This is a genomic window from Gemella sp. oral taxon 928 (assembly GCF_001553915.1).
GTDB lineage: Bacteria > Bacillota > Bacilli > Staphylococcales > Gemellaceae > Gemella > Gemella massiliensis.
In genome coordinates this window covers 1,584,657-1,597,464 of the sequence record NZ_CP014233.1, presented here as the reverse complement: position 1 = coordinate 1,597,464, position 12,808 = coordinate 1,584,657, and the positions used below count along the sequence as shown (strand labels likewise).

The 12,808-nt window shown below is 27.7% G+C and carries 10 protein-coding genes; 9 read left to right on the top strand and 1 reads right to left on the bottom strand.

What is annotated here, in order from left to right:
- The first annotated feature begins 4 nt into the window (after positions 1-4).
- The 8 genes from AXE85_RS07400 to dltD all read left to right on the top strand — a co-directional run bounded on the left by AXE85_RS07400 (position 5) and on the right by dltD (position 11,169).
- The gene (locus AXE85_RS07400) at positions 5-991 is read left to right on the top strand and encodes a DHH family phosphoesterase (RefSeq protein ID WP_062174365.1); all 987 of its coding nucleotides are present in this window, start codon (positions 5-7) and stop codon (positions 989-991) included.
- Positions 992-1,067: 76 nt separating this feature from the next.
- Entirely contained in the window at positions 1,068-4,847 is a 3,780-nt protein-coding gene (locus AXE85_RS07395; RefSeq protein ID WP_062174363.1) for a PD-(D/E)XK nuclease family protein, read from the top strand.
- A gap of 348 nt (positions 4,848-5,195) precedes the next feature.
- Positions 5,196-6,209, top strand: a complete 1,014-nt coding sequence (locus AXE85_RS07390; RefSeq protein ID WP_062174361.1) for a methionine ABC transporter ATP-binding protein — start codon at positions 5,196-5,198, stop codon at positions 6,207-6,209.
- Entirely contained in the window at positions 6,209-6,871 is a 663-nt protein-coding gene (locus AXE85_RS07385; protein ID WP_062174359.1) for a methionine ABC transporter permease, read from the top strand. The genes AXE85_RS07390 and AXE85_RS07385 overlap by 1 nt, the downstream gene beginning before the upstream one ends.
- Before the next feature lie 215 nt (positions 6,872-7,086).
- The gene (dltA, locus tag AXE85_RS07380) at positions 7,087-8,589 is read left to right on the top strand and encodes a D-alanine--poly(phosphoribitol) ligase subunit DltA (protein WP_062174357.1); all 1,503 of its coding nucleotides are present in this window, start codon (positions 7,087-7,089) and stop codon (positions 8,587-8,589) included.
- Between the two features lies 1 nt (position 8,590).
- Positions 8,591-9,751, top strand: a complete 1,161-nt coding sequence (gene dltB, locus AXE85_RS07375) for a D-alanyl-lipoteichoic acid biosynthesis protein DltB (protein WP_062174355.1) — start codon at positions 8,591-8,593, stop codon at positions 9,749-9,751.
- A gap of 10 nt (positions 9,752-9,761) precedes the next feature.
- The gene (gene dltC / locus AXE85_RS07370; RefSeq protein ID WP_174222366.1) at positions 9,762-9,992 is read left to right on the top strand and encodes a D-alanine--poly(phosphoribitol) ligase subunit DltC; all 231 of its coding nucleotides are present in this window, start codon (positions 9,762-9,764) and stop codon (positions 9,990-9,992) included.
- A 4-nt stretch (positions 9,993-9,996) separates the two neighbouring features.
- Entirely contained in the window at positions 9,997-11,169 is a 1,173-nt protein-coding gene (dltD, locus tag AXE85_RS07365; RefSeq protein ID WP_062174351.1) for a D-alanyl-lipoteichoic acid biosynthesis protein DltD, read from the top strand.
- Between the two features lie 158 nt (positions 11,170-11,327).
- On the opposite strand, the gene AXE85_RS07360 is transcribed toward dltD, so the two are convergent.
- Positions 11,328-11,693 (bottom strand): hypothetical protein, encoded by a 366-nt coding sequence (locus AXE85_RS07360; RefSeq protein ID WP_062174349.1) that lies wholly within the window; start codon positions 11,691-11,693, stop codon positions 11,328-11,330.
- A gap of 357 nt (positions 11,694-12,050) precedes the next feature.
- Here AXE85_RS07360 and fsa point away from each other — a divergent pair, with 357 nt between their 5' ends.
- A complete protein-coding gene (fsa, locus tag AXE85_RS07355; protein WP_062174347.1) occupies positions 12,051-12,704 on the top strand; it encodes a fructose-6-phosphate aldolase in 654 nt (217 codons plus the stop codon).
- Positions 12,705-12,808: the final 104 nt, after the last annotated feature.

Sequence of the window (12,808 nt, the reverse complement as noted above, 5' to 3'; positions counted from 1 at the left end):
TGTAATGAATAAAGATTATGAAACATTATATGAAGAAATCTTTCTTAAAATAAAAGAGAGTGATAAAATTATTATTCATCGCCATGAAAGACCCGATCCGGATGCTTATGGTTCACAAGGAGCAATGTATCAAATAATTAAAGCCAATTTTCCCGAAAAGAAAGTAATAACAGTAGGAAAAGATTCGCCATCATTATGTTTTTTATTTAAAAATAAAGAAGTAACGGAAGAAGATTACAAAGATGCGTTGGTAATTATAACCGATACTGCAAATTTCCCAAGAGTAGATGGTAAATTATTTACAAAAAATAACTTTCTAATAAAAATAGATCACCATCCGCCGTTGGATAATTATGCTGATATAAATTTGGTTGACACGGAAGTTTCGTCGTGTAGTGAGTTGATTTATAATTTCTACACTTATATAAATAAAAAATATGGTATAGTACTAAATGATGAAGCGGCAAAATTATTGTATTTAGGTATAGTAGGAGATACAGGAAGATTTTTATTCCCAAATACAAGTGCTGATACCTTAAGGGTTGCTTCAGAGCTTATTAAATATAATTTTAATATGAGTAAGTTATTGGATAAAATGGAAATTATTGATGATAATATTATGCGTTTTAGAGCGTTTATCTTTGATAATTATAATGTTTATCACGACGGGGTGGCATATTTAAAAATTACTAAAGAGGATATGGATAAATATAAGGTAGATCCGGGGGAGGTATCAACCGGTGTAAATTTGATTCGTAATCTAAAAGGACTGTATGCTTGGTGTTTCGCTATAGATGAAGGTAATAAGGTTCGCGTGAGATTGCGTTCTAAAGGGCCTATTATAAATACACTTGCAGAAAAATATGCAGGTGGTGGGCATCCTATGGCAAGTGGTGCAACCGTAAAAAACTGGGCTGAATTAGATGATTTACTTGATGATTTAGCAAAATTGGTATCTAACTATAGAAAAGAAAATGAAATTTTAGATTAAAACAAAAATAAGGTTGGGTAGATGATAATTTACTCGACCTTGTTGTTTGATTATAATAAGATATAGGAGGTGTGATATGCAGTTAGATCTATTAATTTCACCGAGCGGTTTTGGGAAGACCGATTTTATACTTAATGACATAGATAAAAATAGAAAAAATAGCAAGATAATAGTTTTAACGCCGGAGCAAAACAGTTATAATTTTGAAAAATTATTATGTGAGAAATTTGGCGGTACTTTTAACATTGATGTTATGAATTTTTCCAGTTTAACAAAAAAATTATATAAAAAACTAGGAATAGATACTTCAAATTCTTTAGGAGATGATATTAAACCATTTTATTTTTATAAAGCTGCCTTGAATTTAAAAAATAGTGATAATTTTTTAGTAAGAAGAATTTTGCAAGATAGCAGTTTTATTGAAGTGGTGCAAGATATTATAAGAGAATTAAAGCAATATAGAATAACTATTAATAGATTGGAAGATTATTTAGAAAATAATAAAAATCCGGAAGAAGCTCATAAAAATAAACTTGAAGCAGTTTTAGAAATTTATCTGGAATATACGAAATTGGTAAAAAAATCTTTCTTAATGGATAAAGAAGACTACATAGATGAGTTTTTACTTTATTCAAAGTATTTAGATTTAAGTAATTATATTTTTTATATAGATGCTTTTTACAATTTTTCTTTGCAAGAGTACAGTTATATAGAAAAACTAATTCAACTTTCTAAAAGAGTAGTATTTAGTGTAATAGCAGATGCAAACAGATATTTTAATGTAGACTTGAAGCAGGTGGCGGAAGGTTATGAAATAGAAAATATTAAATACAATAAATTTTACTTGGCGGATCTTCATGGTGACAATAAATATAAACTTGATATGTTTAGAAAATCTCATGAGGTAGTTGCTAATTTGAATGAAATACTTAGAAAAAATTCTAATATTGATTTTAATATCATTGCCATGGTAAAAAACAAAAATATAAATACGTTGTATTTTAAAATAAAGGAAGATACAGTTATAAATTCTAAAATTATAAACACTCATATCGGACGTTTTAAAGGTGTATCTAATGAATACTTAGCTAATAATTATTATAAAGCATTTAAGTCTTTAAAAGAATCGGACGACAGTATAAAAATAATTCGTGCTAAAAATAAAGAATTAGAAGTAAAGCAAGTAGCGAGAGAAATTTTGAAATTAAAATCGGAGAAAAATATTTTAGAAAATGATATAGCAATTTTGTATCGGGATAATACCTATGAGAATTATATTAATATTTTTAATGATTATGGTTTAGTCATTCACCTTGATAAAGATGAAAATGTAAGTCATCATCGATTAATAAAATTTTTAACATTGTCTTTAAACTTTGACCCCAAAAATTTTAAAGATAGTATAATAAAAATATTAAAAACACGTTTAACAAATATTGAAAAAATTTATAAGCAAAAAATGTTATCAGTTATTTTATTCAATGACAGTAAGCTAAGTAAAAGCGAGTTTGATAAAAGGGTGAAATTATTAGATAAAGAAAAGATAAGCGGTGTAATTATCAAGGATATTTCTATTTATGATATCGACAATATTTTAACAAGAAAATTAATAACAAAACTTGAAGATTTAAAAATAGATTACTTTACAGAACCTGTTTTTGATTTTAGTACAGAACAATTATTTGTGTTGGCAGAAGCCTTAACTGAACTAACAGAAAAAATACAAGCTATAATTAACGAAAAAAATAAAAAGATAACAGCTTATATAAAACAAATAGAACAGCTATTTAGTTATTGTGATATTAAAATGACTTTAGATAAAGAAGATGGTGAGTATGACAATATAGAAGAGTTGAAAATAGATAGTATTGATCGTCAAGTTTACAAAAAAACATTAACCTTATTAGATAATATAAATAATAATTTTAAAAACGAAGTATTAAGTTATAATAAATTTGTTGATTTATTAACTATAGGTTTATCAAAAATAAAATATCGCAGTATCCCCGAAATAAATAATTCGATAATAATGTCAACAATGGATCTTGCGAAAGTTGAAAATAAAAAAGTTGTTTTTGTTATTGGTTTTAATAAAGAAGTTCTTCCGAAATCTAAAAAAAGTGGTTTATTAGATGATAATGATAAAGAATATTTTATTACGAAAGAGTTATATATATCCCCGACCGTAAAAGCTTCATTGATAGATGAAGAGTTTGTTGCTTATATAGCATTAACAAGGGCAAAGGAATGTACATATATTAGTTATAGTAGCATTGATAAGAGTTTTAAAGAAAGTTTCGCCTCTACTTATCTAAATGTAGTAAAATCTATGCTGGTCAATATTTCAGAGAAAGAAACAGATAAAATATTGGAGTTTAATATTAATAATTATAGTTACTATTTGGAGAATATAAATGAAATCTACACAGCGCAGGAGTTTAATTACTTATTCGTAAAAATATACCGTCGTTATCAAGAGGTGAAAGGTAGCGAAACAAAAGAAGTTTCTCTATTATCACAATTAATAACGTTTTTTATAAATAACTATATTGGTTTGAGAGAACAGGAAACTAAGATAGAAACGGAAGTTTATTCAGAGTTGAATGATAGAATATATTTTTCTAATAATAATGTGGTGAGAAACTATCTACCTATGATTATAAAAGATTACAAATTTAAGTTATCGGAAGAAAATATTAGTAAGTTTTTAGAACTTCATGGAGATAAATTTTCAAATTTCAGTATTTCCAAAATTTCTGATTTTGAAAAAAACCCGTATTTATTTTTTATAAAAAGAATGTTGGGAGTTAAGGAAGATAGTAAAGTAGAACTTGACAATTTAGTAACGGGAAGATTTTTCCATGCGGTATTAGCTGATGAAAAAATTATAAATTTTATAAAAAACTCGGCAAATAAAGTAGATTTAGAATATTTGGAAGATATGGAAATTATAGAATTATTTAATATTCAAGAGAAGATAGAAAGTGTAGTTTACAATTCTACTAATAAAGATATACTGGAAACTCTACAATTTATTAAGATTTTAAATACATATAGTTATAATTTAAAAATATTAATTAGACGTTTAGTACTGGCTGTTGCAATAGAAATTAAGTATGTTGCTTTAACAAAATATGAGCCGAAATTTTTAGAGAAAAAATTCGAGTTAGTTATTTCTGAAGATAAAATTAGTTGTAAGGAGTTAGAAACAGGTAATGTTATAACCAAGAAATTAGAAAGAATATATAATGTTCCAACTTTGAAATTTACCGGAACAATAGATAGGATAGATGTTTTAAATAAGAATATTTTGGTTATAGACTATAAAAGTAGTGAAACGAATTTTAAATTGGATATGTTGGAGTTAGGATTTGTTTCACAGGTTTTAACCTATGCTCTGGCGAGTGAAATGCTTCTTAATAAAAAAAGTGATGATATTTTCGGTGTTTTTTACAGGGAAATAGCAAAAATTGGAAAAGAGCTAAGTAAATTTAGATTAAGAGGAATAGCTAACAGTGATTTAGTAAATCTTAGTGAATTTAAAGAAATTACAAGTGATATTATGTATCTTCGTATTACAAAAAAAGGAATACATGGTTCGGATATTCATAAAGCGTACAACAGTAGAGAACTTTCAATAATAACGGCTAAAAATTTAGATAACATAATGGTTGCTTTAGAAAAAATTTATACATTTGAGTATGTATTGGATGATTATGAAGTATCGGATAACTATATGTCAGAAAAACAAACTCTATATAACTATTCATCCAATACTGATACAAGGTTGGAATATAAACATAAAGTAGATATTAGTAAAAAGGAATTAAGAAAGAAAATTTTGGAAAGAAAATAATATTAAATTATCAGAAAATTCCACTCTTTTATCTTGACAATAATTTTTTATAGTGATATACTTTGAGTAATCTTAATAAAAACCAAAACTCAAATAAGTACAAAATGGCTATAATTAATAGAGAGTGTCGGTGGCTGAAAAGACATATTATAAAATTTTGGAAAATGGTTTGAGTGGTTAATGAAGTAAACATTATGTGAACTTTATTCGGGTATCCACGTTATAGGAAAGGCTATGTTGGTAGCTTAGAAAGTAAAAAATAAGGTGGTACCGCGGACGACGCCCTTATTCTGCATTTGCAGAGTAAGGGGGTCTTTTTTATTTATTACAATTTGAAAGGAGAAATATATGATTGAGTTAAAAAATGTTAACAAAATTTATAATAATAAGGTTCACGCCTTAAAAGATATTAATTTAAAAGTGGAAAAAGGTGATATATACGGGATAATAGGCTATTCCGGTGCAGGAAAATCAACGCTTGTCAGATTGTTAAACGGTTTGGAAGTTGCAACGAGCGGTGAAGTTATTATTGATGGTGAAGATTTTAATAAAATTAATGAAGAGCAACGTCGTCTAAAACGTCAAAAAATCGGAATGATTTTCCAACATTTTAACTTGTTGTGGAGTAGAACGGTTGCTGAGAATATTGCTTTTCCATTGGAAATTTTAGGTAAATCAAAATCTGAAATTAAACCAAGAGTAAGAGAACTTGCTAAATTAGTCGGTTTAGAAGATAGATTAAATTCTTACCCATCGCAACTATCAGGAGGTCAAAAGCAGCGTGTCGGTATTGCGCGTGCTTTAGCAGGAAACCCGACAATTCTTTTATGTGATGAGGCAACAAGTGCATTAGATCCCGAAACAACTGCGGAAGTACTTGATTTAATAAAAAAAATTCATGCTGAGACTAATATTACAGTGGTACTTATCACTCATGAAATGAATGTTATTAAAACAATCTGTACAAAAGTAGCTGTTATTGATAATGGAGGAATAGCGGAGAATGGTTTAGTTACTGATGTATTCTATCATCCGAAACAAGAGGTTTCAAAAAAATTCTTAAGTCAAACATCGTTTGCTTCGCAAACTGAGGAACAAGAAAATATTAAAGAATGGAAAGAAACATTTACTGATGGTGTTATAATTAAATTTACATTTAGTAACAGTACTTCGAAAAAACCGATTTTAAGCACATTAGTAAAAGAAATAGATTTCGATTTTACGATTATTAACGGACATCTTGATAAGACAGCAGATGCAAATATTGGAACTTTATTTGTTCAATTAATAGGAACAGACGAAAATATCCAAAAAGCAATTACAAAATTAAATGAATTAGGAATTTTAACGGAGGTGTTATAATGTTTGATTTTTCACGAATTAACTGGGATAAGGTACAAGGAAAGACAGTCGAAACATTAATAATGACTTTTGAGTCATTGATATTAGTTTTTATAATAGGGTTGTTTTTAGGGTTGTTATTGTATGTTACGTCAAATAGCAAAAGTACGTTCGGACGAGGATTTTATACCGTAATAACGGCAATCGTTAATATTTTTAGGGCAATACCTTTTATTATTTTGATTGTATTGTTATTACCGTTTACTAAAATTTTAGTTGGCAGTATTATAGGAGTGCAAGCGGCAATACCGGCGTTAGTTATTTCAGCCTCACCGTTTTATGCCCGTTTAGTAGAAATTGGTCTACGTGAAGTAGATAAAGGTGTTATTGAAGCGGCACGAGCAATGGGAGCAAAAAATTCAACAATTATTTTAAAAGTTCTTATACCGGAAAGTTTACCTGCGATTGTTTCAGGTATAACGGTAACAGCTATTGCCCTTGTCGGTTCGACTGCAATGGCAGGAATTATTGGAGCCGGCGGATTAGGGAATCTTGCTTATCTTGACGGTTTTCAACGTAATAATAATACCTTGACATTTGTAGCTACAATACTAATTTTAATTATAGTTTTCGCTCTACAATTTTTGGGAGATGCGGTTGTTAAGATAATAGATAAACGATAAAGTAGTTGAATAAAAAACAATAATTGGCACAGATGATTTTTAACTTTGAGTTGTTTTAAATAAAAATTTTTAAAGTTTGATAGATTTTGTAAGGTGGGATTGAAAGTAGATTTCTTTGAGATCATAATTTTCATCTCGCCTTTTAATTAATTTTTAATAACCTTTGTTAGAATTTGTAATATAATAGAATGATTATTTTTCAAGAGAGAGTTATTATGAAAAGCTATAAATTTTTAGAAAAAATAAGTGAATACGAAAAAAGCCTAAAGACAGCTTACATTAATAATATTTACAAAAATGCCAATCTTACTTATAAACAACTGCTGGAATATTCAGATAAACTTGCATATTATATACAAGAACGATTAGGTTACGATAAGACGCCAATAGTTGTCTATGGGCATAAACATCCGTTTATGTTGGTGTATTTTTTAGCGTGTGTGAAATCAGGAAGAGCTTTTTGTCCTGTTGACACTAATACTCCTAAAGAGCGAGTGGAAGAAATAGTAGATACAGTTAATACTAAATTGGTTTTAATTACAGAAGACATAAAATTGGAATGTGAAACTTTAAGTGTAGAATATGCAGAAAAAATTATTGCTACCGGTAAAAATAGAATAAATTCTAAATATTATGTTCAGGATGAAGATATATATTATATTATTTTTACATCAGGTAGTACGGGAAAACCTAAGGGTGTTTGTATTACTTACAATAATTTGAATAATTTCCTCAAGTGGTATACAGGGTATTATAAAGATAAAACAGAACTCACTTTTTTAGGACATCCGCCGTTTTCATTTGATTTGTCGGTTATGTCACTATGGCCTGCGTTATTTTTAGGTGCTACTCTTATTCAAATAGACAGAAAACATCAGGAAAATTTTAAAGATATGTTTATAGAACTATCTAGTTCTCAAGCTGATATTTGGATTTCAACACCGTCATTTATTGAAATGTGTTTTATGGATGAAAGGTTTAATTATAATTTACTTCCTAAAATAGAACAATTTATCTTTTGTGGAGAAAAACTTTTCAGTACAACGGTAGAGAAAATTCACAAGAAATTTCCTAATTCACAGGTTATTAATACTTATGGGCCAACCGAATCAACGGTTATGGTTACATGGATAGAAATAACAGAAGAGATAAATAAGAAGTATTCTACTAACCTGCCGGTAGGTGTGATAAAACCGAAAAGTCAGGTAGAAATAGTAAATCCGGATACTAACGGTAAAGGAGAAATTGTCATTATTGGGGATACGGTTGCTAAAGGATACTTTAAAAATGAAAAAATAACGAAAGAAAAATTTTCAACGAAAAAAATTAATAATACGGTACATCGTAGTTATCGAACCGGTGATATGGGTTATTTTGAAGACGGTTTTCTTTTTTGTGAAGGACGGATGGATTTTCAAGTTAAGTTACATGGGCATAGAATAGAGTTGGAGGATATTGATGCTAACCTATTAAAAAATAAGAAAATAAGGCAAGCAGCGACAATACCCAATTATAAAGATGAAAAAGTTCATAGTTTAACTACATATATAGTCTATGGTGAAAATATAGAACAACGCTTTGAAGTTATAAAAAAAATAAAATCGGAATTAAAAAAACTGGTTCCTGATTATATGATTCCTAAAAAAATAATTTTCCTAGATGAAATGCCACTTAATAATAACGGGAAAATAGATAAGAAAAAATTAAAGGGGATGTAAAATGAATTATTTTGAAGGTAATGAATTTTTCTTTTTTCTTATCATAGCGTTATTAGTTGGATTTATACTGAAATTATTTAGAAAAAATATAGAATATTATATATTGTTATTGTCAATTGTGTTTGCGGGTGTTATTTATGGTAAAAGTACATTAATGTTGTGCTATTTGGTAATTTTTATTGTATTTGAATATTTATTAGTATTTATTGCCCAACGTAACACAAATAATAAAAAGTTATTGAAATTATTAATATTTATTTCGATAGCACCGTTAGTATTAAACAAAATATTTACACTTGCAAGTATCCAACTTTTTACTTTTATCGGTATATCGTATATGTCGTTTAAAACAATTCAAATAATAGTTGAAATATACGATGGGGTGATAAAAGAAAAAATATTACCGGTAGAATATTTAAACTTCTTATTGTTTTTCCCAACAATTAGTTCAGGCCCGATAGATAGAAGTAGACGTTTTAAAGAGGATATAAAAAATGATTTATCAAAAAAGGAATATTTTGAGTTGGCAGGAGAAGGTGTATATCGTTTAATACTTGGTCTTTTGTACAAAGTTGTAATATCAACCTATTGTTATCATTACCTGATAACGTTAACAAATCATGGGGTTATTTCTTATTCAGTTAAATATATGTACTTATACACATTATATTTATTTTTTGATTTTGCCGGATACAGTTTAATGGCTGTAGGAAGTAGTAATATACTCGGTATACAGACACCGTTAAATTTTAATAAACCTTTTTTAAGTGTAGATATAAAAGATTTTTGGAATAGGTGGCATATCACATTATCAACATGGCTTAGGGATTTTGTATTTTCAAGAGTATTTATTTCAACCACTAAGAAAAAGATTTTTAAAACACGTCTTAATACAGCAATGTATGCTTATATGGTTAATATGATTTTAATGGGATTATGGCACGGATTGACCTTTAGTTATATTATATATGGTGTTTATCATGGAATATTAATGGCATGTTTTGAATATTATCAGAAAAAAGTAAAATTTTATAAAAGAAATAGGAATAAAAAATGGTATAAGGTAGTAAGTTGGGTTATTACGTTAAATTTAATCACATTCGGTTTATTTATTTTCTCAGGAGAAGCGGAGAAAGTAATACGTGTGATACTAAAAGTATAGGAGTAGAATAATGAGAGAAGAAATATTAGATATGTTGGAAGAAATCTGTGAAGATGAAATTGTAAAAGAAGATTTAAATGTTAATATGAAAGAAGAGGGGTTAATGGATTCATTAGCTTTTGTAGAAATGCTGGCGCATATTGAGGAAAATTTCGGTATTGTGATAGCACCGACAGAAGTAACATATGAAGAAATTGATACGCCGAATAAAGTTATTAGTTACTTGGAAAATAGAGTATAGTAATATGGCGAAATTAAAAGCATTTATTTTAGCTGTTGTATTAGTTGCACTGTCCTTAACGATGTTAAAATGTACTTATATAAAAAAAATAGAAAATTATTATAAAGTGGAGGATAATAGAGTTCGTTATAATATTTCAGCGGAAAAATATAAAAGTTATGATATATTAACAAAAAATATGACAAAAAATACCACCGTTTTATTAGGTTCATCGGAATTAACGGCAACGATTAATGAAAAGTATCATCCCAAAAATATTTTTAATTATAATGATTTTAATATAATGCAAATAGGTGTAGGAAATTCACAAAATATTATTCATGCGGCAACATTGGGTTCAATAGGAAATGCTATACCTAACAATAAGGTTGTTATGATTGAATCTATTCAGTGGTTTGATAATAAAAACGGTATTCAAAAAGATGCTTTTATCTCCAAAATTTCTGAAGAACACGTTTTTAATACTATGAATAATCCAAAAATAATGAAGAAAACAAAAGAAAAATTTATTAACCGTGTTATAGAATTAGCATCAAACAATAAGGAAATGGCTAAAAAATTTGAAAGTTATAAAAAATATTTTATAGATAACAAAGGTAGCGGTATTACTAGAAAATTTTTAGAATTAGATAATTATATTACCGGTTTTAAAACAAAATATAAGTTTTATAAAAATAACAGCATTGAAAATTATTCATTAAACGGAGCTGTAACACCGAAGTATAATTGGGAAGAACTTAAAGAACATTTTACAAATGAGGCTAAAAAACAAACAAGTAATAATGAATACGCTATAGAAAATAGTTATTATGATAAATATATCCGTAATAAGTACGAAAGTTTAAAAGATATTTCAAAAAATACGATGTATAATGATTCACCGGAGTATAAAGATTTAGATATATTTATCTCCATTGCCAAAGATTTAGGTATTGAATTACGTTTTGCACTTTTTCCATCAAATGGTAAATGGAATGATTATACAGGAATTACTAAAGAACGTCGAAAAGTTGCTTATGATAATATAAAAAGAATTGCTAAAGAAAATAATATAGAAATTTTTGATTATAGTAATAAAGAGTACGAAAAATATTTTTTATATGATACTATGCATTTAGGTTGGAGAGGATGGATAGACTTTGAACGAGATTTATACAATTTTGCAAAAAAAACTTAATGGTAAGTATAGCTTTTTATTGTGGACGATATTTTTCTATGCAGTTCTTATGATAATAATTATTTATTGTTTTATGACGGACTTTTCTAATGTAAAGGAGTTTGTTTACAGCAATTTTTAAAATAAAAGAACTAGAAGAAAACAATACATTGCATTGTTTAACTTCTAGTTTTCTTTTGTTTTTTAGTTTTTTTTCTAAGTTGTCCGATTAGAAAACCCACACCTTGACCGCAAAGGCTAAAGAAGATATATCCTAAACCATAAATTAAAATATCAAAATTCAATATAATTGTACATGATATTAAATAAAAAATTCCAATTATAAGTGAAAAGATATAGCTGAAATCAAGTTTGCTATACGCATATAAGAACGATATACAAAAACTTACAATAGGATATATAAAAATAAGTAATAAAATAATCATCCCGGATTTATTTGATATAAAATATGAACACAATGGTAAGATAATAAATAAAAAGAAAGAAAAAATCAAGTATGGTACTTTTTCTAAAAACTTCTGCATAATGCTCCTCCTAAATATAGACTTATTCTATCATATATTGAAATAAAAAACAAATGTAATCGGCTGTTTAATGGGAATAGACTGAGAATATCAATATATAAATTATGGATTATATAAGTTTATAGTATCTCTAATATAGAAATAGATATTTCATTATTAATAATTACAGTATATTAATAAAGTTAAAATTTCAGTTTGATTTTTAAAAGATAAATTTACCAATATAAAAAATAATATAATAATTTTATGATATTATTAAGGATTAGAAATAAAAAATATTATGCACAATAATAAGATTTGAAATAGCTTTCAACGTATGATAAGATATATAAGTAGTACATGAAAGGAGATAAAATAATGAAATTTTTTATAGATACTGCTAATGTAGATGATATTCGTCTGGCAAATGATTTAGGTGTAGTTTGTGGAGTAACTACCAATCCATCATTAATCGCAAAAGAGGGAAGAAACTTTGAAGACGTTATTAAAGAAATTACAGAAATAGTAGACGGTCCAATTAGTGGAGAAGTAAAAGCGACAACTGAACATTGGGAAGATATGGTAAAAGAAGCACGAGAAATTGCTAAAATTCATCCGAATATGGTTGTAAAAATTCCGATGACAGAAGACGGGCTACGTGCTGTAAAGATATTAAAATCAGAAGGTATAAAAACAAATGTAACTCTTATTTTCAGCGCCAATCAAGCATTATTAGCCGCACGAGCAGGGGCGACTTATGTTAGTCCGTTTTTAGGGCGTTTAGATGATATTTCACACAACGGTTTATTGTTAATTGAGGAAATTGTAGAAATTTTCGCCAATAATGACTTAGATACAGAAATTATTGCGGCTAGCGTTCGTAATCCGATTCATGTAGTCGAGTGTGCAAAACTTGGCTGTGATATTGCCACAGTACCATATAAAGTAATAAAACAGATGATTGCTCATCCATTAACAGAAATCGGTATAGAAAAATTCAAACAAGACTATAAAAAAGTATTTGGAGAATAGTGAATATTAGTTAAGTGATAACTAATAAATAAGGCAACTAGTTAAGCTTTATTAGATAGTAAGAAAAAATAAACCTTTAAAAAAACCGGCATATGCCCAGAAAT